Below are 19,231 nucleotides of genomic sequence, written 5' to 3'. Positions count from 1 at the left end.
TCCAAGGGATGGCCGAAAATACGCGTGACGGACCTCATAAGGAAGGTGAGGCTCGCCTAACGTATCGAAGCTTTTCCCCGGTGACTCCCGTTGATACGGTGATCCGAATCTCATGGACGGTGTATGAGCACGGGTCGGTCACAATGACTCAAAGGTGCCCTCATGGGAAGGTCAAAGGAGCGTCAAGGGTCGATGCGCGCCGCCGATACCGGCACCGTGAAACGGGCGACGAGGGAGCGGGCGGCCGGACCACTGGTCCTGGACGTCCGCGGCCGGCCGGGGCCGCCGCCGCTGCGTTTCGTGCGCGCGCGGGACGGCGCACCGGCACTCCGTCAGGGCGACCGCCCGCTGTTCCTGGCCCGGTGGGAGGGCGACGGCTGCTGCCGGGACCTGCGCCTGCGCCGCCTGCCCGGCCACCGCTCCCCGCTGCCCCCGCCGACCGCCGCGTCGATGCGCGCACCGGCCGACTGGCGCCACCGGTACGCCCGGTGGCTGGAGGACACCCCGTACGGCCCGCTGCACGACGGGCGTTGGGCGCTCACCGCGCGTGCCGTCTTCGCGCCCGGCATCTGGACCGAGGACCTGGTGCGCGCGTGGCCGGATGCCGTCCTCCAGGTGTACTGCGCCGGGGGCTGGCACGGCGTTCTGCCGCTGCGCCCCCTGTCCGCGCCCGACGCGCCGCGCGTGAAGGCGTACCGCAAGCACGCCCGGGACGGCACCCTCGCCCCGGTCCTGCTGTGGTGGGTGTCGTTCCTCGACGGCTGGCTGCTCCTGGACGGCCACGACCGGGCCGTGGCCGCGCTGGCGGAGGGCCGTGAGCCGGGCTGCGTGGTGCTGACCCGCCTGCCGGACGAGGCCGAGTGGCGGCGCACCGCCGACGCGGTCGCCGAGGGGCACCGGGAACGCATGGCCCGGCTGTCGGCCCGCCCCGCCGGACCCGACGCCGAACGCCAACGCGCCGCCCTGGAACGCGGGTACGCCGACGCGCTGGCCGGCCTCCCCCACGACGAGGCCCCCACGCCGGTCTGGCCGTGGCCCGGCGATGCTTGAATGCCCGGGTGACTGACTACGACGTACTGCGCGTCTTCTGCGCGCCGAACGGCGGATACGGCAACGAACTGGGCGTCGTCCGGGACGGTTCCGTACTGCCGGACCCCGGTATGCGGCAGAAGCTCGCCGCCGAACTCGGTTTCAGCGAGACCGTGTTCGTCGACGACCCCGAGCGCGGCGTCATCGACATCTACACGCCCACCCTGCGCCTGCCGTTCGCCGGCCACCCCTGCGTCGGCACGGCCTGGCTGCTCGACGTGCCCGAACTCGTCACCCCCGCCGGGGTGGTGGGCGCCCGGCTGGACGGCGAGTTCACCTGGATCGAGGCCCGCCCCGAGTGGGCCCCGCCGCGCACCCTGCGTCAGTACGCCGGCGTCGCCGAGGTCGACGAACTGCCGGTGCCGCCGCCGGGGGAGTGGATCTACGCCTGGGCCTGGGAGGACGAGGCGGCGGGCCGCGTCCGTGCCCGGGCCTTCCCCGGCCGGGGCGACGGCGTCGACGAGGACGAGGCGACCGGGGCGGCGGCGCTGCTGCTGACCGATCGGCTGGGCCGCGCCCTCAACATCACGCAGGGCACGGGTTCCCAGATCCTCACCGCGCCGCAGCCCGGCGGCTGGGTCGAGATCGGCGGGCGGGTGCGCCTGGAGCGCTGACGGCGCCCCCGGTCAGGCGGACAGGGGGAACTCCTCGCCCAGCGCCCGGAACACCGCCGTGTTCAGGGCGAAGGCCCGCCTGCACTCCGCGACCACCCGCTGCTTCTCCAGGTCGTCGGCGCGGATGCCGTCCAGCAGCTCGCGGTACTCGCGCTTGAACGCGGCCGGGTTGGTGATCTCCTCGAAGACGTAGAAACGGACCCCGTCGCCCTTCCTGGCGAAGCCCCAGGCCCGTTCCGCCCGGTCGCGGATGATCTGGCCGCCGGACAGGTCGCCGAGGTAGCGCGTGTAGTGGTGCGCCACGTACCCGGCGGGCCAGCGCTCGGCGCACTCGCGCACCCGGGCCGCGTAGGCCTCGGTCGCGGGCAGGGGGGCCAGTCCCGTGCGCCAGTGGGGACCGCGCAGATGCGCCAGGTCCCGCTCCAGCGAGGACAGCCGCATCAGCTCCGGCCGCACGAAGGGCCCGGCCACCGGGTCCGACGCCAGACGCCCGGCGTGGGTCTCCAGGGCCTCGTAGACGAACCAGAGCTGCTCGGTGTAGCGCGCGTACGCGTCGACGCCGAGCCGGCCGCCGAGCAGATCGCTCATGAACGTCGAGGTCTCCGCTTCCACGTGCTGCTCGTGGGAGGCCGTGCGGATGAGGGTCGAGAAGGAGTCCATGGGCCCGATCCTCTGGGTGGGGCTCACCCGAGTCAATGGCTTGCCGACAAGCCGTCGGTAAAGTTTCCGACAGTCTGTCGGGAAAAGAGTGCCCGGATGTGACACGAAGAAGCCCGCCCTCCGTGACGGAGGGCGGGCTCTGTGATCCGAGGGGCGGGCGGGTCAGGGCAGCGTGAGGATCTCCGCGCCCGAGTCGGTCACCACCAGCGTGTGCTCGAACTGGGCGGTCCGCCGGCGGTCCTTCGTCACGACCGTCCAGCCGTCGTCCCACAGGTCGTACTCGTGCGTCCCGAGCGTCAGCATCGGCTCGATCGTGAAGGTCATCCCCGGCTGGATCACGGTCGTCGCGTGCGGGCTGTCGTAGTGCGGGACGATCAGTCCGGAGTGGAACGACGAGTTGATCCCGTGCCCCGTGAAGTCCCGCACCACCCCGTACCCGAAGCGCTTGGCGTACGACTCGATGACCCGGCCGATGATGTTGATCTGCCGGCCGGGCTTGACCGCCTTGATCGCCCGGTTCAGGGACTCCCGGGTCCGCTCGACGAGCAGCCGGCTCTCCTCGTCCACGTCGCCGACCAGGTACGTCGCGTTGTTGTCGCCGTGCACACCGCCGATGTACGCCGTCACGTCCAGGTTGACGATGTCCCCGTCGCGCAGCACCGTCGAGTCCGGGATGCCGTGGCAGATGACCTCGTTGACGCTGGTGCACAGCGACTTCGGGAAGCCGCGGTAGCCGAGCGTCGAGGGGTAGGCCCCGTGGTCGCACATGTACTCGTGCGCCACCCGGTCCAGTTCGTCCGTGGTCACGCCGGGCGCGATCAGCTTGGCGGCCTCGGCCATGGCCCGGGCGGCGATCCGGCCGGCCACGCGCATCGCCTCGATCGTCTCGGGCGTCTGCACCTCCGGGCCGGTGTACGGCGCCGGCGCGGGCTTGCCGACGTACTCGGGCCGGCGGATGTTTCCGGGCACGGAACGGGTGGGGGACAGCTCCCCTGGGACGAGCAGCGACTGGCCAGACATGCCGCGAGTCTAACCAGCGGTCATGGGGGAACATGTCGGTGGCGAGAGGAGCTGGTCATGGCCCTGTTCAAGAAGCGCACGGTCGGAAAGCCGGGCGAGTGGTACTACTGCCTGGAGCACAAGAAGGTCGAGGAAGGCCCGGAGTGCCCGGCCAAGGACCGGTTCGGGCCGTACGCCTCGCGGACGGAGGCCGAGCACGCGATGCAGACGGCGCGCGAACGCAACCTGGAGTGGGAGAACGACCCCAAGTGGCACGACGCCCCGGCCGCACGCGCGGACGAGGACTGATCAGGCACCCGGCGCCGCGGCCGCGCGCGAGGCGCGCAGCCGCACCGCGTGCTCGTTCGTCCGCGCGTCGTACGTCATCATCGTCGGCAGGCACAGAGCCAGCAGCGCCACCGCGCCCGCGCACAGCAGCCCGCCCGACCACACCGACGCCCGCACCCCGATGAGCGCGGCCGTGCCGCCCGCCCGGACCTGACCGAGCTGCGGGCCCACCGAGTACGACAGCAGCTCGATCCCGGCGAGCCGGCCGCGCAGCTCGTCCGGGATCGTCTGGTTCCACATCGCCGCGCGGAAGATGCCGCTGACCATGTCGCAGGCGCCGCCGAGCGCCAGGCACAGCAGCACCAGCCACACGTTCCCGGCGACGCCCGCGGCGGCTATCGCCACGCCCCAGCCGACGGCGGCCAGCACCACCATCCGCCCGTGCCGGTGCACCCGCGAGGTCCAGCCGCTGCTCAGGCCGACCAGCAGCGAACCGGCCGGGATCGCCGCGTACATCAGGCCGAGCGACCACTCGGCGTCCAGCTCGTCCGCCAGGAACGGCAGCAGCGCGAGGGGCATCGCCAGGAACATCGCCGCGAGGTCGATCACGTACGTGCCCAGCAGCTCCTTGCGGTTCCACGCGTACCGGGCGCCCTCCGCGATCGCCGCCCAGGACGGCTTCGCCGCCTCGTGCGCGGCGGGGGACGCGGCGATGCCGGCGACCAGGACGACCGACAGGGCGAAGGTCACGAGGTCCACCGCGTACGCCCAGCCCAGCCCGGCGAACGCCACCACGACACCGGCCAGCGCGGGGCCGGCGATCCCGCCCACCTGCCAGCGCAGCGCGTTCAGCGCCGCGGCGGCCGGCAGGTGCTCGTGCGCCACGATCCGGGGCAGCAGCGAGTCCAGCGCGGGCCGCTGGACCGCGCCGAGCGCCGAGGAGAGGGCCGCGACGACGTACAGCGGCCACACGGCGGGGCTCGGCAGCAGGGCGTTGGCCAGCAGTGCCGCGCACAGCAGGCCCTGTCCGGCCTCCGTCCACAGGATCAGCTTCCGCTTGTCCAGGGCGTCGGCGAGCGCGCCGCCGTACAGCCCGAAGACCACCAGCGGTACCAGCTCCACGGCGCCGATCGCGCCGACGGCCGCCGCGGAGTCCGTCAGATCCTTGATCTGGACGGGCAGGGCGACCAGCGTCAGGAAGCTGCCGAAGTTGGTGATCAGTCCCGCGACCCACAGCCGCCGGAACTCGGCGGAGGCCCGCCAGGGGGCCAGATCGGGCAACAACGCACGCAGCCCGGAAGGGGCGGGGGAGTCTACGGTCACGAGGGGCCATGCTCGGCAGGCAGGAGACCGGGGGCAACCGATTTTCCCGCTGGGGGAGGCACCCCGCGACGCCGGGCCACCGCGCACAGGACCCGGCAACCTCCACGGCAGCCTCACCAACGCGGCGGCGGAGCGGCCGTCAACTGATCGGCCAGCCGCGACAGCCGGTCACGGAAGCGGCGCCGGTTGCGCGGCGCCGGCACCGCGTTCTCCCCGGCCGCCGCGCTCACCAGATGCTGCACGGTGTCCAGATCCAGCTCCGCCCCGTCCGGCACGGTCAGCACCTCGTGCGCCATCGCCGTCAGCTCCCGCTCGCCCGGTGCCGCGCCGGCGCCCAGCGACAGCACCGTCGCCCCGGCCCGCCGCGCGTCGTGCACCCGTTCCAGCAGCCCGGCCCCCGGCTCGTCCGGCGTCACCACCAGCAGCGTCTCCCCGCGCCGCGCCGCCGCCAGCCGGCCCAGTCCCACCGCCAGATGCGCCGGGTCCGACGGCCGCGCGCCGTGCCGCACCAGGGTCGGCGCCAGCTCCGGCGTACCCGACCAGGCGGCCTCGTCCACCAGGTGCGCCGCCAGATGCCACGGCTCGTACTCCGCCGTACCCACCAGCAGCAGCCCGCCCCCGTGCGGCACCACCGATCCCCGCAGCGCCCCCGCGAAGCGCCGCGTGGCCCCCAGCCACTCGGTCCCGGCGAGCACGTCCCGCAGCAGCGCGACCCGTACGGCGTCCATGCGCCGCATCCTGCCGCAACCCCGCCCGCCCGCACCGCAGTTCGCCCCGAATTCCCCCGAGCCGGGGACGGCGTCGCGGCGGGCGGCACCCTGATCGGCGACCCGGCCGCGGCGGACGTAGGGTCGGCCCATGACCTCTACCGACAGTGCCGCACAGAAGGCCCCCGCCAAGGACCCCTGGGACCTGCCCGACGTCTCCGGACTCGTCGTCGGCGTGCTCGGCGGGACCGGCCCCCAGGGCAAGGGCCTCGCCTACCGCCTCGCCAAGGCCGGCCAGAAGGTGATCGTCGGCTCCCGCGCCGCCGAGCGCGCCCGCGCCGCCGCCGAGGAACTGGGACACGGCATCGAGGGCGCCGACAACGCCGAGACCGCCCGCCGCAGCGACATCGTCATCGTCGCCGTGCCGTGGGAGGGACACGCCAAGACGCTCGAGTCCCTGCGCGAGGAGCTGACCGGCAAGCTCGTCGTCGACTGCGTCAACCCCCTCGGCTTCGACAAGAAGGGCGCCTACGCGCTCAAGCCCGAGGAGGGCAGCGCCGCCGAGCAGGCCGCCGCCCTGCTGCCCGGCAGCCGCGTCACCGCCGCCTTCCACCACCTGTCGGCGGTCCTGCTCCAGGACCCGGAGATCGACGAGATCGACACCGACGTGATGGTCCTCGGCGAGGAGCGCGCCGACGTGGAGACCGTTCAGGCCCTCGCCGGCCGCATCGCCGGGATGCGCGGCGTCTTCGCCGGCCGGCTGCGCAACGCCCACCAGGTCGAGTCGCTCGTCGCCAACCTGATCTCCGTCAACCGCCGCTACAAGGCACACGCCGGGCTCCGCGTCACCGACGTGTGAGGCGATGGGGGACACTGGGGGTGCCGGCGGGCCCGCGCGCGCCGGCACCAGACGCAGTACCCGCACGTGTCCCCCGACAGGAGCTCCGCCCATGCCCCGCCTCGCCGTCTACGCCCTGATCGTCTGCGTGCTCGCCGTGGTCGCCGCCGTCGTCTCCTTCGTGCAGGGCAGCGTCGTCATCGGCGTCGTCTGGGTGCTGCTGACGGGTGTGTCGTCCAACATGTGCTGGTACTACCTCAAGCGCGGCCGCACCCCGCGCGGACCGGTCACGAACTGACCGAGCAGTACGGGTCGGTCTGCCAGAACCGGTACAGCTCGAACCCGCAGTACGCGTCGACGTCGCCGATCCCGAGCCCGCGCAGGATCGCGTCGACCGCGTCGAAGAACACGCCGTTGACCGCCGGCAGCCACAGCAGCGCGAACACGAACAGCAGCCCGAACTGCGCGAACGGCTCCACCTGGCGCCGCACACGGTGCGACAGCCACGGCTCGATCACGCCGTAGCCGTCCAGGCCCGGCACCGGCAGGAAGTTCAGGATCGCGGCCGTCACCTGGAGCAGCGCGAGGAACGCCAGCGCGAGCCGGAAGTCGCGCGGCACGCCGTCCAGCGCGCCCAGCCAGAACGGCGCCGTGCACACCACGGCGAACAGCACGTTCGTCAGCGGGCCGGCGGCCGAGATCAGACTGTGCCGCAGGCGGCCCCGGATCCGCCCCCGCTCGATGAACACGGCGCCGCCGGGCAGACCGATCCCGCCCATGATCACGAACAGCACGGGCAGCACGACGCTCAGCAGCGCGTGCGTGTACTTCAGCGGGTTCAGGGTGAGGTAGCCCTTGGCGCCGACCGAGATGTCCCCGCCGTGCAGCGCCGTACGGGCGTGCGCGTACTCGTGCAGGCACAGGGAGACGACCCACGCGGCCGTCACGAACAGGAACACGGCCACGCCCGGCTGCTCGGCGAACCCGGTCCAGGTGGCCCACCCCGTGACCGCCATGACGGCCAGGATCCCGAGGAAGACGGGACTGATCCGGCGGTCGCCGGGGCGGGTGGTGGCGGCGGTCATTCGGCTCCCTGACTGACGTGCGTACGCGCGGCCGGCCCGCGGGGGATCACGGGGACTGCCGACCGTACCCGGCGCGGCGCGTGTTCTGCGAGGCCCGGGGGCACCGCACCACGCCGGACGAACCCCGCGACCGGCGTCGACGGCAGCGGGGACAATGGGGTCCGTGCGCTATCGCATCCTCGGCACCACGCAGGTACTCCGCCCCGACGGCACCGCCGTCCCGGTCGGCGGGGCGCGGCTGCGCGCCCTCCTGACCGTGCTCGCCCTCAGGCCCGGCCGCGCCGTGCCCGCGGGGCTGCTGGTGGAGGAGGTGTGGGGCGCCGACCCTCCCGCCGACGCCCCGGGTGCGCTGCAGGCGCTGGTCGGACGGCTGCGCCGGGCGCTCGGCGCGGGCGCGGTCGCCTCCGCCGACGGCGGCTACCGGCTCGCCGCCGCCCCGGACCAGGTCGACCTGCACCGCTTCGACCGGCTCGCCGGCGAGGGCACCCGCGCCCTCGCCGAGGGGGACCCGGCCAAGGCCGCCGAACTCCTCGACGACGCGCTCGCCCTGTGGCACGGACCCGTCCTCGCCGACCTGCCCGACCGCACCGCCGAGGCGGCCCGCTGGGAGACCCGGCACCTGGACGTCCTGCGCGCCCGGCACACCGCCGCCCTCGACCTCGGCGACGCCGAGCGGTCCCTGCCCGAGCTGACCGCCCTGTGCGACGGCCACCCCCTGGACGAGCCCCTCCAGGCGCTGCGCCTGCGCGCCCTGCGCGACACCGGCCGCACCGCCGAGGCGCTGGCCGCCTACGACGAGGTGCGCCGCCTCCTCGCCGACCGCCTCGGCACCGACCCGGGTCCCGAACTGCGCGCCCTGCACACCCGGCTCCTCCACCCGGAACCGGCCACGGCACAGCGGACCCCCGTACGTCCTCCGCACGGCCGCTCCCCGTCCCGCCCGGCGCCGGCCCCGCACGACACCCGGCCGGGCGGCCCTGCCGTGCCTGAGCCGTACCGGGACGGGCACGCGCCGGAGCCGTACCCGTCGGACGCCGGGCACCCCGTGGCGTCTGTCCCCGGAGGGGCCCCGCACCGGCCCCGGGGCAACCTCCGGGCGCGGCTCACCTCCTTCGTCGGGCGGGACGCCGACATCCGTACGCTGCGCGCCGATCTGGCCGGTACCCGGCTCGTCACCCTGCTCGGGCCGGGCGGGTCCGGCAAGACGCGGTTGTCGCAGGAGGCCGCCGAGGGCGCCGGGGACGTGGCCCGCGACGGTGCCTGGCTGGTCGAGCTGGCTCCCGTGGACGACCCGGCCGCGGTGCCCGAGGCCGTGCTGACCGCCCTCGGCGCCCGCGAGACCGTGCTGTACGGAGCGGGCGCCGAGGAGATGCGGGCCGTCACCGAGCGCCCGGGCACCGCCGTCGACCGCCTGGTCGAGCACTGCGGCCGGCGCCGCATGCTGATCGTCCTCGACAACTGCGAGCACCTGGTCGACGCCGCCGCCCTGCTCACCGAGGAACTCCTCGCGCGCTGCCCGCACCTGACCGTCCTCGCCACCAGCCGGGAGCCCCTCGGCGTCCCCGGCGAACTGCTCCGCCCCGTCGAGCCGCTGCCCGAACCGGCCGCGCTGCAACTCCTCGCCGACCGGGGCGCCGCCGCCCGCCCCGGCTTCCGGACCGACGCCGACGACGAGACCGCCGCGGCGTGCGCCGAGATCTGCCGCCGCCTCGACGGGCTGCCGCTCGCCATCGAACTGGCCGCGGCCCGCCTGCGCATGCTCACGGCCCGCCAGATCGCCGAACGCCTGGACGACCGCTTCCGCCTGCTCACCTCCGGCAGCCGCACCGTCCTGCCCCGCCAGCAGACGCTGCGCGCGGTCGTCGACTGGTCCTGGGACCTGCTCGACGAGGACGAACGGGAGGTGCTGCGGCGCCTGTCGGTGTTCGCGGGCGGCTGCGACCTGGACGCCGCCGAGGCCGTGTGCGGGCCCGCCGCCCTCCAGGCCCTCGGCTCACTGGTCGACAAGTCCCTCGTCGTGGCCGCCCCCGCCGGCGACGGCGAGATGCGCTACCGACTGCTGGAGACCGTCGCCGAGTACGCGGCCGAACGGCTGGACGAGACCGGCGCACGCGCCGCCGCCGAACGCGCCCACCTCACCCACTACCGCGAACTCGCCCGCACCACAGACCCGTTGCTGCGCGGACACGGCCAGCTCGCCGCCGTGGCACGCATGGAGCGGGAGTACGAGAACATCCGCACCGCCCTGCGGCACGCCGTCGCCGAACGCGACGAGCAGGAAGGGCTCTGCCTGGCCCTGTCGCTGGTCTGGTACTGGCAGGTCCGCGACCTGCGGATCGAGGCCCGCACCTGGTGCCGCGAGGTCATGTCCCTCGGCCCGGACCCGTTCACCGACCCGGTCCGGCCCGCCGAGCCCGTGTGGCAGCGGTGCACCGAGCACCCGCCGCCCATGACCGGCGAGGTCCTCCGGGAGGCCCGGCGGGGAGTGCACCTCGCCCACCTCGCCTGCATGGACACCGAACTGGACGCCTGGCAGAGCCCCGAGGCCAAGCGCAAACTCGAGGCCATCGCGCGCACCTACGAACCGGGCCTGCCCCAGACCTGCCGCAGCCCCGGCCTGATCTGGTTCTACGCCGTGCTGCTCACCGGCGACCTCGACCGGCTGCGCCGGATCCTGGACGCCTCCGTGGCCACCTGCCGGGAGAACCCGTCCCTGGAGTGGGAACTGGCCGGCGCCCTCCAGATGCGCGCCAACCTCCTCGCCAACCGCGTCGGCTGGGCCGGCGACGCGGCCCGCGACGCCGACGAGTCACTGGAGATCTACCGGCGCCTCGGCGACACCTGGGGCATCGCCGAGGCGCTCTCCGCCCGGGCCGAGGCCAGGGAGCGCAAGGGCGACTTCGCGGGCGCCGCCCCCGACTACGAGGCCGCCGCCCGGTACGCCGAGAGGCTCGGCGCGCCCGCCCAGGTGGACGTCCTCGACGCCCGCCGCGGCGGCGTCCTGCTGGAGATCGGGGAGTACGAGCAGGGCGAGCGGCTGCTGCACGAGGTCATCGAGCGCTCCGCCGGCGCCGTGCACAACGGCGCCATGCCCGCCGCCCGGCTGTTCCTCGCGGGCCGGCTCGGCGCGTCCGGCCGCACGGCCCAGGCACGCGAGCAACTGGAGCGGCTGCGCGAAGACTTCAGCATCGCCCGGTTCGTCGTCTTCGATGCCTTCATCCTGGGCGCGGAGGCGTGGATCGACGCGCTGGAGGAGCGGTACGACAGCGCGCTGGACCGGGTCCGGCAAGCGCTGTCCCAGGCCGACCACCCGCTGGCGGCGACGATCGCGCCGTACACGCGTGCGGGCTGTCTGGTGATCGCCGCGCTGCCGCTGTCCCGCGTCGACGGCGGGCACCGGGCCGAGGACGCCGCCCGCTGCCTGGGCGCCGCCGCCGCGGCGCTGCCGGCCGAGCACGTCGAGAACGTGATGGAGCGGGCCGCGCGGGAGTGTGCCGTCGAGTGGACCCGCGCCGCCCTGACCCCCGACGCCTACGACGCCGCGTACGCCGAGGGCGGCGGCCTCTCCCCGCGGGAGGCCGCCGCCCTGATCTGAGCACGCGGCTCAGCTCTTCGTACGGAACTTGTGGATGGCGACCGGTGCCATCACCGCGGTGATCCCCGCCGACCAGGCCACCGTCATCCACAGGTCGTGCGCGACGGGTCCGCCCACCATGAGGCCGCGCGCCGCGTCGGCGAGGCTGGACAGCGGGTTGAGGTCGGTGAACGCCCGCAGCCAGTTGGGCATGGACCCGGTCGGGGCGAAGATGGACGAGCCGAACTGGAGCGGCATCAGCACCAGGAAGCCCATCGCCTGCACGGACTGCGCGTTCTTCATCGTCACGCCCAGCGTCAGGAAGATCCACATCAGGGCGGAGCCGAACATCACCGACAGGCCCACCGCGGCCAGCAGACCGCCCCAGTCGGTGATGTCGAAGCCGACGAGGACGCCGACGACCAGCAGCACGACCGTGGCGAACAGCATCCGCATCAGCTCCACCGCGATCTTGGCGAACAGCACCGAGCCGCGCCCGATCGGCAGGGACCGGAAGCGGTCCATGACACCGGAGTTGAAGTCCTGGTTGAAGCCGGTGCCCACGCCCTGGGCCATGTTCATGCCCATCATGGCCATCAGGCCGGGCACGACGTACTGCACGTACGCCTCCTGACCGCCGCCCAGCGACTGCCCGATGGAGCCGCCGAAGACGTACACGAACAGCAGCGTGAAGACGACCGGGAACAGGATGGCGTCGAACATCGACTCCGGGTCCTGGCGGATCCACAGCAGGTTGCGGCGGAGCAGCGCGCTGGTGTGCCGCAGATGACCGCGCACCGAGATGCGGGCGTCGGAGACCGGGGGATGGGTGGCGGCGCTCATACGGCGACCTCCTGGCGTGCGTCGGTGGCGGGCGCGGCGTCCTGGGGGGCACCGGCGCGGTGGCCGGTGAGGGACAGGAAGACCTCGTCCAGGCTGGGGAGTTCGGTGCCGATGGAGGCGATGGTGATGCCGCGCGCGGTGACCGCGCCGACCACGGCCGTCAACTGCTCGTCGCTGAGGATCGGCACCAGGACGTCACCGCGCTGGCTGTCCACGGCGGCACTGGCGAGTCCGGTGATCCCCATCTCGTCCAGGAAGGCGGCGAGCGGGCGCAGGTGCAGAGGGTCGACCGGGCGGACGCGCAGGGTGCGCCCGCCGACCCTCGCCTTCAGCTCCTCGATGCCGCCGTGCGCGATGACCTTGCCTCGGTCGACGACGGTCAGCTCGGAGGCGAGCTGCTCGGCCTCCTCCATGTACTGGGTGGTGAGCAGCACGGTGACGCCGTCGCCGACCATGCGCTCGACCTCGTCCCACACCTCGTTGCGGGTGCGCGGGTCGAGGCCCGTGGTGGGCTCGTCCAGGTAGAGCACGGCCGGACGGCCGATCATGGACGCGGCCAGGTCGAGGCGGCGCCTCATGCCGCCCGAGTAGGTGGCCGCGGGCCGCCTGGCGGCCTCGGTGAGCGAGAACCGCTCCAGCAGTTCGTCGGCCCGCGCGCGGGCGTCGCGGCGGGAGAGGTCGAGCAGCCGGCCGATCAGGTAGAGGTTCTCCCAGCCGGGGAGCTTCTCGTCCACGGAGGCGTACTGCCCGGTGAGCCCGATCGCGCGCCGCAGTTGCCGGGGCTGGCGCACGACGTCGTAGCCGGCGACGTACGCCTGTCCGGAGTCGGGGGTGATGAGGGTCGACAGGACGCGCACGAGGGTGGTCTTGCCGGCGCCGTTCGGCCCGAGGACGCCCATCACGGTGCCCTCACGCACATCCAGGTCGACGCCGTCCAGCGCCTTGGTCTCGCCGTAGTGCTTGACCAGTCCCCGCACGGTGACCGCGCTGCCGGCGGCCCCGGGGTGTGTGTCGATTCGCGTCATGACCACGACGGTGCCGGAGCCCGCCGACAAACCACCGACAGTGCGCCGACAGGCCCTCACGGCGCCGACACCTCACCGACATCCCGCCGACGGACGCCCCGGCAGGGCCCCGGAAAAGGGCGTGGGAAAGGCGCGGAAAAGGCGCGACCCCGCCGACGGGGGAAGATCGGCGGGGTCGCGGGTGCACCGCGATGGCTCAGTGGACGGAGTGCTCCTCCTGGGGGAACGTCCCGCCGACGACGTCCTCGGCGAACGCCTTCGCCGCGTCGCCCATGACCTGGCGCAGGTCGGCGTACTTCTTCACGAACTTCGGCACCCGTCCGCCGGTCAGCCCGAGCATGTCGGTCCACACCAGCACCTGGGCGTCGGTCTCCGGACCGGCGCCGATGCCGACGGTCGGGATGTGCAGGCTGCGCGTGACCTCGGCGGCCAGCTCGGCCGGCACCAGCTCCAGGACGACCGCGAAGGCACCCGCGTCCTGCACGGCCTTGGCGTCGCGCAGCAGTTGCTGGGCCGCCTCCTCGCCGCGGCCCTGCACGCGGTAGCCCATGGCGTTGACGGACTGCGGGGTGAGCCCGATGTGGGCCATCACCGGGATGCCGGACTCCACCAGCAGCTCGATCTGCCGGTGCGAGCGCTCGCCGCCCTCCAGCTTGACCGCGCCCACCCCGGCCTCCTTGACCAGCCGGGTCGCCGAGCGCAGCGCCTGCACCGGGCCCTCCTGGTAGGAACCGAAGGGCAGGTCGGCCACGATCAGGGCGCGGCCGGTGCCCCGGACGACCGCGGCCGAGAGCATGGTCATCTCGTCCAGCGTGACGGGCACGGTGGTCTCGTAGCCGAGGTGGCAGTTGCCCGCGGAGTCGCCGACGAGCATGACCGGGATGCCGGCCTCGTCGAAGACGGACGCGGTCATCGCGTCGTAGGCGGTGAGCATGGGCCACTTCTCGCCGCGCTCCTTGGCGGCGGCGATGTCGCGGACGGTGATGCGGCGGGTGCTCTTGCCCCCGTACAGCGCCCTGCCGCCGTCGGCGGGCTTGGCCTGAGGCGTCTGGGCAGCCGAAAGCTGCGTCATGGCAACGGCTCCTTCATGTCATCTCGAGGCGCCCTAACGGCGTCCCCGGATCCCTCCCATGGTGGCACCCCTCCCCGCCGGACGGCTAGGGGGACCCCGCCACGCGCCGCACACGACGATTTCCGGCCACTGGCGTAAGAGCCCGGTAAGAGAAATACGAAACGGTACGGTCTCGTATCGAAGCCCTTCTAGGGTCGGCCGTATGACAACTCCCGCCACCCCGGCCTCCCGGCGGATACCGGACGAAGTGCACCGGCGCCGCTGGGCCATTCTCGGCGTGCTCATGCTGAGCCTGCTGATCGTGGTGCTCGACAACTCGATCCTGAACGTCGCCATCAAGACCATCTCCACCCCCGCGCCTACCGGCCTGGGCGCCACCCAGGGCGAGCTGGAGTGGGCGATCAACGCCTACACCCTGGTCTTCGCCGGCCTGCTGTTCACCGCCGGCCTGCTCGGCGACCGGCTCGGCCGCAAGAAGGTCCTGCTCGGCGGCCTCGCCGTGTTCGGCATCGGCTCCGCGCTGGCCGCCTTCTCCGGCTCGCCCGGCGAACTCATCGGCTTCCGGGCCGTGATGGGCCTCGGCGCGGCCTTCGTCATGCCCGCCACCCTCGCCGTCCTCATGAACGTCTTCGAGCGCGACGAGCAGCCCAAGGCCATCGGCATCTGGGCCGGCGGCGTGGGCCTTGCCATCGCCATCGGCCCGATCACCGGCGGGGTGCTCCTGGACCACTTCTGGTGGGGCTCGGTCTTCCTCGTCAACGTGCCGATCGTCGTCCTCGCCGTCGCCCTGATGCTGTGGCTGGTTCCCGACTCCCGCGACCCGGCCCCGGGCCGCGTCGACCCCGCCGGCGTCGTCCTGTCCGTGGTCGGCCTCGTCCTGCTCGTCTACGGCATCATCAAGGGCGGCCAGCTCGCCGACTTCACGGACGCGACCGTGCTGGCCACCATCGGCGCGGGCCTCGCCGTCCTCGTCGTCTTCGTCGTCCACGAGAAGCGCAGCGACCACCCGTCCATCGACGTCACCTATTTCCGGAACAAGGTCTTCTCGGCCGCCATCGCCGCCATCGCCCTGGTCTTCTTCGCGCTGATGGGCGTGACGTTCTTCTCCGTCTTCTACACCCAGAGCGTCCTCGGCTACTCGCCGCTGCAGACCGGTCTGCTGATGCTGCCGCTCGCCGTCGCGCAGCTCGTTTTCGCCCCCCGGGCGCGCCTCCTCGTCGACCGGTTCGGCAACCGCGCCACGACCACCGCCGGGATGCTGCTCGTCGCCGCGATGCTCGCCGCCTTCGCCACCCTGGACGCGGACACGCCGGTCTGGCTCCTGGAGGTCTACTTCTTCCTCATGGGCACCGGCATGGCCCACATCATGACGCCGACCAGCGTCGTCATCATGCAGGCCCTGCCCCGCGAGAAGGCCGGCTCCGCCTCCGCGCTCAGCAACACCTTCCGCCAGGTCGGCGGCGCCCTCGGCATCGCCGTCCTCGGCTCCGTGCTGTCCACCGCGTACCGCACCTCCGTCGAGGGCGACCTCGGCCGCGTCCCGGCGGATCTGCGGCACACCGCCGGCGAGTCCATCGAGGCCACCCTCGGCGTCGCCGCGAGGCTCGGCCCCGAGGGCAAGGCCCTGATCGGGCCCGCCCACGACGCCTTCCTGCACGCCATGCACGTCACCGCCCTGTGGGGAGCGGGCGTCGCCGTGATCGGCACGGTCGTCGTGGCCCTGTTCCTGCCCGGCCGGACGCCGCAGCCCGGGGCGGCGGAACACGAAGAGCCCGCGCCGGCGGTCACCTTGGAGTAGCCCGCCGCACCGGGGGAGAATCGACCCCCGCCCAGCGAAAGGACCGGCACGTGAGCCTCGACAGCAGCTCGCCGAGCGAGGGCACCCCGAGGGGACGCCCCCGCAGCGAAGCCGCCGAGCGCGCCATCATCGAGGGCGTGATGAACCTCCTGGAACAGGGAGTTCCGCTCGCCGAACTCTCCGTCGAGCGCATCGCGCGCACCGCCGGGGTCGGCAAGGCCACCATCTACCGGCGCTGGAGGGGCAAGGAGGAGCTGTTCGTCGACGTCGTGCGCGCCGTGGAGCCGGACGATCCCGAACTGCCGGGCACCTCGATGCGCGACGACCTGATCGTCGTCCTGGAGTCGCTGCGCCGGCGCGGTCTGGCCATCCGGTCGGCGATCCTGCACAGCGTGTACGCCCAGATGAAGTCCAGCCCCAAGATCTGGGCGGCCTACCACAACACCGTCGTCGTCCCGCGGCGCAGACTCGGCATCGAGATCCTGCGCCGCGGCCGCGAGAACGGCGAACTGCGCGACGACGTCGACCTGGAGCTGCTCAACGACATCGTCGTCGGCCCCATGCTGGTCCGCGCGATGCTGCGCCCGGAGGCCGAACTCCCCGAGGACCTCGCGGTCCAGATCGTCGACACCCTGCTCGGCGGGCTGCGCCCCCTCCGTCCGGCGGGAACGTAGCGCCCGAATGTGCGCGTTGTGTCACAGACACCCCCCGCCCCACCCGTGACCGGAACTCCCGACGCCGCCCCGGACGTCCCTGTGCCCGTACGGCCGTCATGGGACGGCGGGAACGGAACCGATCATCCCCTAGGGTGCTGAGGCACGGGGGGCGACGGTGTGCACGGCAGGCAGTGAGGCGGCGGTATGGCGCAGCAGGCGTACATGGCGGAGACGGACAGCGGCGGCTCGGGGCCCGAGCGCCGGGCACACCGGCTTCGGCGCCTGCTGGACCGGGTGACCGCCGGCTGGCGCGGCGACCGGCGGATCTGGCGCCGGGGACTGGTCACGGCGGCGGTGGCCGTGCTGCTCGCCGTCGTCATGGCCGCGCACTCGCACATCCCGAACGCCGTCGGCAACCTCGGCAGCCTCACCGAAACCTTCCTGCCGTGGTTCGGCCTGATGCTCCCGGTGCTGCTGGTGATCGCCCTCGTCCGCAAGTCGGCGACGGCGCTGATCGCGCTCGTGCTGCCGGTGAGCGTGTGGCTGAACCTCTTCGGGGGCCTGCTCTTCGACAAGACCGGCTCCGGCGGCGACCTTACGGTGGCCACGCACAACGTCAACGCCGACAACGCCGACCCGGCCGGCACCGCCCGCGCGGTGGCCGCCGCCGGCGCGGACGTACTGGCCCTGGAGGAACTGAAGGCGTCCGCGGTGCCCACGTACGAGAAGGCGCTGGAGAGGACGTACCCGCATCACGCGGTCGTCGGCACCGTCGGGCTGTGGAGCAAGTACCCGATGAACGACGTGAAGGCCGTCGACATCCGACTGGGCTGGAAGCGCGCGATGCGCGCCACCGTGGCCACCCCGTCCGGCCCGGTCGCCGTCTACGTCGCCCACCTGCCGTCCGTCCGGGTGAAGCTGGAGGCCGGGTTCACCGCCCGGCAGCGCGACAAGAGCGCCGACGCCCTCGGCGAGGCCATCGCCGACGAGAGGCTGCCGCGCAAGATCCTGCTCGGTGACCTCAACGGCACCATGAACGACCGCGCCCTCACCGCGATCACCTCCCAGATGCGCTCCACGCAGGGCGCCGCGGGCGACGGCTTCGGCTTCAGCTGGCCGGCGTCCTTCCCGATGGCCCGCATCGACCAGATCCTCGTCACGGGCGTCGAACCGGAGACGAGCTGGACCCTCCCCGAGACCGGCAGCGACCATCTGCCCATCGCCGCGCGTGTGAAGGTCGACACAACGGCTTCCTGAGATTCGCCGCCGGAATACTCGCCCTGAGAGTCTTTGTTCCGTACGGGAACATACAGATGCTCCGCCCGTACGCACACCCCCGCTCTCGAAAGGCGAGACCCTTCATGCCCCTGGCCCTGCTCGCCCTCGCCGTGGGCGCCTTCGGCATCGGCACGACCGAGTTCGTGATGATGGGCCTGCTGCCCGACGTCGCGGACGACCTGAACATCTCGATCCCCCGTGCCGGGCACCTGGTCTCGGCGTACGCCCTCGGCGTCGTCGTCGGCGCCCCGCTGCTCGCGGCGGCCACCGCGCGGATACCCCGCCGCACCGTCCTGATCGGCCTGATGGCGCTGTTCGTGACCGGCAACGCCCTGTCGGCCGTCGCCCCCGGCGAGGGCACCCTGCTCGCCGCCCGCTTCGTCAGCGGACTGCCGCACGGCGCCTTCTTCGGCGTCGGCGCCGTGGTCGCCACCGGCATGGTCGCGCCGGAACGCAAGGCGCGCTCCGTCTCCCTGATGTTCCTCGGCCTGACCGTCGCCAACGTCGTCGGCGTCCCCGCGGCCACCGCCATGGGGCAGCAACTGGGCTGGCGGGCCACGTTCCTCGGCGTCAGCGCGATCGGCGTCGCGGCGATCGCGTCGCTCGTCGCGCTGATCCCGCGCGAGAACGCCCCCGCGCCCACGACGGGCCTGCGCGGCGAACTGGCCGCCCTGCGCTCGCTCCCCGTCTGGCTGGCCCTCGGCACGACCGTCGCGGGCTTCGGCGCGCTCTTCTCCGCGTACAGCTACATCACGCCGATGCTCACGGACGCCGCCGGTTACGCCGGCTCCAGCGTGACGCTGCTGCTGGCCCTGTTCGGCGTCGGCGCGACCGCGGGCAACCTGCTGGGCGGCCGCCTCGCCGACCACTCCCTGCGCGGCACCCTCTTCGGCGGCCTCGCCTCCCTCGCGCTCGTCCTCGCCCTCTTCCCGTTCCTGATGCGCACGCAGGGCACGGCGGCCCTCGCGGTGGCGCTGCTCGGCACGGCCGCGTTCGTCACCGGCTCGCCGCTCCAGCTCATGGTCATGGAGAAGGCCTCGGCGGCCCCCTCGCTCGCCTCCTCGGCCAACCAGGCCGCCTTCAACCTCGCCAACGCGGGCGGCGCCTGGATCGGCGGCCTCGCCCTGGCGGCGGGCCTCGGCGCGACCTCGCCGGCGCTCGCGGGGGCGGCCCTCGCGGTGCTCGGCGTGGCGGTCGCGGCCGCGGCCCACACCGTGGACCGCCGCCGCGCGACCCCCACCCCCCACCGGGAGCGCGTCGTCACAGGCCATCTCCCGGAGGAAACGCAAACGGTACGGCGCTGACCGGGTCCGGGGCCGGAAGGGGATGGGAGCGTTCGTCCCGCCGGAAGGGCCCGTCGACTGCGTTTCGCCGGGACGAAC

At 73.3% G+C, this 19,231-nt stretch carries 18 protein-coding genes; 10 read left to right on the top strand and 8 right to left on the bottom strand.

Annotated elements, in window-relative coordinates; translation table 11 throughout:
- Window positions 1-192 precede the first annotated feature (192 nt).
- Window positions 193-1,050, top strand: a complete 858-nt coding sequence (locus ACH499_RS02320) for a hypothetical protein (RefSeq protein ID WP_399013326.1) — start codon at window positions 193-195, stop codon at window positions 1,048-1,050.
- Window positions 1,051-1,058: 8 nt separating this feature from the next.
- A complete protein-coding gene (locus ACH499_RS02315) occupies window positions 1,059-1,703 on the top strand; it encodes a PhzF family phenazine biosynthesis protein (protein WP_356197244.1) in 645 nt (214 codons plus the stop codon).
- A gap of 12 nt (window positions 1,704-1,715) precedes the next feature.
- Here the strand turns inward: ACH499_RS02315 and ACH499_RS02310 are convergent, their stop codons facing one another.
- Together ACH499_RS02310 and map are read right to left on the bottom strand one after the other, a co-directional pair.
- Window positions 1,716-2,363 carry a heme oxygenase (biliverdin-producing) gene (locus tag ACH499_RS02310; RefSeq protein ID WP_399013324.1) on the bottom strand — a complete coding sequence of 216 codons (648 nt, stop codon included), beginning with the start codon at window positions 2,361-2,363 and terminating at the stop codon, window positions 1,716-1,718.
- 162 nt (window positions 2,364-2,525) lie between these two features.
- On the bottom strand, window positions 2,526-3,383 hold the full coding sequence (map, locus tag ACH499_RS02305) for a type I methionyl aminopeptidase (RefSeq protein ID WP_356197249.1): 858 nt from the start codon (window positions 3,381-3,383) through the stop codon (window positions 2,526-2,528).
- A gap of 57 nt (window positions 3,384-3,440) precedes the next feature.
- On the opposite strand from map, the gene ACH499_RS02300 reads away from it, so the two are divergent.
- The gene (locus ACH499_RS02300; RefSeq protein ID WP_356197251.1) at window positions 3,441-3,671 is read left to right on the top strand and encodes a hypothetical protein; all 231 of its coding nucleotides are present in this window, start codon (window positions 3,441-3,443) and stop codon (window positions 3,669-3,671) included.
- Here the strand turns inward: ACH499_RS02300 and ACH499_RS02295 are convergent, their stop codons facing one another.
- Both ACH499_RS02295 and ACH499_RS02290 read right to left on the bottom strand, forming a co-directional pair.
- Window positions 3,672-4,973 carry an MFS transporter gene (locus ACH499_RS02295; protein WP_356197252.1) on the bottom strand — a complete coding sequence of 434 codons (1,302 nt, stop codon included), beginning with the start codon at window positions 4,971-4,973 and terminating at the stop codon, window positions 3,672-3,674. It lies immediately after the preceding gene.
- A gap of 113 nt (window positions 4,974-5,086) precedes the next feature.
- The gene (locus tag ACH499_RS02290) at window positions 5,087-5,701 is read right to left on the bottom strand and encodes a hypothetical protein (protein WP_365591687.1); all 615 of its coding nucleotides are present in this window, start codon (window positions 5,699-5,701) and stop codon (window positions 5,087-5,089) included.
- A gap of 130 nt (window positions 5,702-5,831) precedes the next feature.
- On the opposite strand from ACH499_RS02290, the gene npdG reads away from it, so the two are divergent.
- Both npdG and ACH499_RS02280 read left to right on the top strand, forming a co-directional pair.
- Entirely contained in the window at window positions 5,832-6,539 is a 708-nt protein-coding gene (npdG, locus tag ACH499_RS02285; RefSeq protein ID WP_356197257.1) for an NADPH-dependent F420 reductase, read from the top strand.
- 91 nt (window positions 6,540-6,630) lie between these two features.
- On the top strand, window positions 6,631-6,816 hold the full coding sequence (locus ACH499_RS02280; RefSeq protein ID WP_356197260.1) for a hypothetical protein: 186 nt from the start codon (window positions 6,631-6,633) through the stop codon (window positions 6,814-6,816).
- Here the strand turns inward: ACH499_RS02280 and ACH499_RS02275 are convergent.
- Window positions 6,806-7,603, bottom strand: coding sequence for a site-2 protease family protein (locus ACH499_RS02275; RefSeq protein ID WP_399013319.1), 798 nt, complete (start codon window positions 7,601-7,603; stop codon window positions 6,806-6,808). The two genes, ACH499_RS02280 and ACH499_RS02275, sit on opposite strands and share 11 nt — an antisense overlap.
- Window positions 7,604-7,757: 154 nt before the next feature.
- Between ACH499_RS02275 and ACH499_RS02270 the strand changes: the two genes are divergently transcribed.
- A complete protein-coding gene (locus ACH499_RS02270) occupies window positions 7,758-11,198 on the top strand; it encodes an AfsR/SARP family transcriptional regulator (RefSeq protein WP_399013317.1) in 3,441 nt (1,146 codons plus the stop codon).
- A 9-nt stretch (window positions 11,199-11,207) separates the two neighbouring features.
- Here ACH499_RS02270 and ACH499_RS02265 read toward each other — a convergent pair whose 3' ends face one another.
- The 3 genes from ACH499_RS02265 to panB form a co-directional block, all read right to left on the bottom strand.
- Window positions 11,208-12,020: an ABC transporter permease gene (locus tag ACH499_RS02265; protein WP_356197268.1), complete on the bottom strand. Its 813-nt coding sequence runs from the start codon at window positions 12,018-12,020 to the stop codon at window positions 11,208-11,210.
- Window positions 12,017-13,045, bottom strand: a complete 1,029-nt coding sequence (locus ACH499_RS02260) for an ATP-binding cassette domain-containing protein (RefSeq protein ID WP_356197270.1) — start codon at window positions 13,043-13,045, stop codon at window positions 12,017-12,019. Before ACH499_RS02260 ends, ACH499_RS02265 begins: the two co-directional genes overlap by 4 nt.
- A gap of 196 nt (window positions 13,046-13,241) precedes the next feature.
- Window positions 13,242-14,117 carry a 3-methyl-2-oxobutanoate hydroxymethyltransferase gene (gene panB / locus ACH499_RS02255; RefSeq protein ID WP_356197273.1) on the bottom strand — a complete coding sequence of 292 codons (876 nt, stop codon included), beginning with the start codon at window positions 14,115-14,117 and terminating at the stop codon, window positions 13,242-13,244.
- Window positions 14,118-14,319: 202 nt separating this feature from the next.
- Between panB and ACH499_RS02250 the strand changes: the two genes are divergently transcribed.
- From ACH499_RS02250 to ACH499_RS02235, 4 genes are all read left to right on the top strand, one after another.
- Complete coding sequence (locus ACH499_RS02250; RefSeq protein WP_356197274.1) at window positions 14,320-15,915, top strand: MFS transporter; 1,596 nt, start codon at window positions 14,320-14,322, stop codon at window positions 15,913-15,915.
- 50 nt (window positions 15,916-15,965) lie between these two features.
- Window positions 15,966-16,589: a TetR/AcrR family transcriptional regulator gene (locus ACH499_RS02245; protein ID WP_399013314.1), complete on the top strand. Its 624-nt coding sequence runs from the start codon at window positions 15,966-15,968 to the stop codon at window positions 16,587-16,589.
- A gap of 186 nt (window positions 16,590-16,775) precedes the next feature.
- Complete coding sequence (locus tag ACH499_RS02240) at window positions 16,776-17,828, top strand: endonuclease/exonuclease/phosphatase family protein (RefSeq protein WP_356197277.1); 1,053 nt, start codon at window positions 16,776-16,778, stop codon at window positions 17,826-17,828.
- Window positions 17,829-17,932: 104 nt separating this feature from the next.
- The gene (locus ACH499_RS02235) at window positions 17,933-19,153 is read left to right on the top strand and encodes an MFS transporter (protein ID WP_399013312.1); all 1,221 of its coding nucleotides are present in this window, start codon (window positions 17,933-17,935) and stop codon (window positions 19,151-19,153) included.
- Window positions 19,154-19,231 lie beyond the last annotated feature (78 nt).

It is taken from the genome of Streptomyces sp. NPDC018947 (assembly GCF_044390505.1).
Classification (GTDB): domain Bacteria; phylum Actinomycetota; class Actinomycetes; order Streptomycetales; family Streptomycetaceae; genus Streptomyces.
The sequence above is the reverse complement of the archived record's forward strand: the minus strand, read 5'-3'. Positions and strand labels throughout refer to the sequence as shown.

Coding starts and splice junctions, on each gene's coding strand:
- ACH499_RS02320 (WP_399013326.1), top strand. CDS start 193: ATGCGCGCCGCCGATACCGGCACCGTGAAACGGGCGACGAGGGAGCGG.
- ACH499_RS02310 (WP_399013324.1), bottom strand. CDS start 2,363: ATGGACTCCTTCTCGACCCTCATCCGCACGGCCTCCCACGAGCAGCAC.
- map (WP_356197249.1), bottom strand. CDS start 3,383: ATGTCTGGCCAGTCGCTGCTCGTCCCAGGGGAGCTGTCCCCCACCCGT.
- ACH499_RS02300 (WP_356197251.1), top strand. CDS start 3,441: ATGGCCCTGTTCAAGAAGCGCACGGTCGGAAAGCCGGGCGAGTGGTAC.
- ACH499_RS02290 (WP_365591687.1), bottom strand. CDS start 5,701: ATGGACGCCGTACGGGTCGCGCTGCTGCGGGACGTGCTCGCCGGGACC.
- npdG (WP_356197257.1), top strand. CDS start 5,832: ATGACCTCTACCGACAGTGCCGCACAGAAGGCCCCCGCCAAGGACCCC.
- ACH499_RS02280 (WP_356197260.1), top strand. CDS start 6,631: ATGCCCCGCCTCGCCGTCTACGCCCTGATCGTCTGCGTGCTCGCCGTG.
- ACH499_RS02275 (WP_399013319.1), bottom strand. CDS start 7,603: ATGACCGCCGCCACCACCCGCCCCGGCGACCGCCGGATCAGTCCCGTC.
- ACH499_RS02270 (WP_399013317.1), top strand. CDS start 7,758: ATGGGGTCCGTGCGCTATCGCATCCTCGGCACCACGCAGGTACTCCGC.
- ACH499_RS02265 (WP_356197268.1), bottom strand. CDS start 12,020: ATGAGCGCCGCCACCCATCCCCCGGTCTCCGACGCCCGCATCTCGGTG.
- ACH499_RS02260 (WP_356197270.1), bottom strand. CDS start 13,045: ATGACGCGAATCGACACACACCCCGGGGCCGCCGGCAGCGCGGTCACC.
- panB (WP_356197273.1), bottom strand. CDS start 14,117: ATGACGCAGCTTTCGGCTGCCCAGACGCCTCAGGCCAAGCCCGCCGAC.
- ACH499_RS02250 (WP_356197274.1), top strand. CDS start 14,320: ATGACAACTCCCGCCACCCCGGCCTCCCGGCGGATACCGGACGAAGTG.
- ACH499_RS02240 (WP_356197277.1), top strand. CDS start 16,776: ATGGCGCAGCAGGCGTACATGGCGGAGACGGACAGCGGCGGCTCGGGG.
- ACH499_RS02235 (WP_399013312.1), top strand. CDS start 17,933: ATGCCCCTGGCCCTGCTCGCCCTCGCCGTGGGCGCCTTCGGCATCGGC.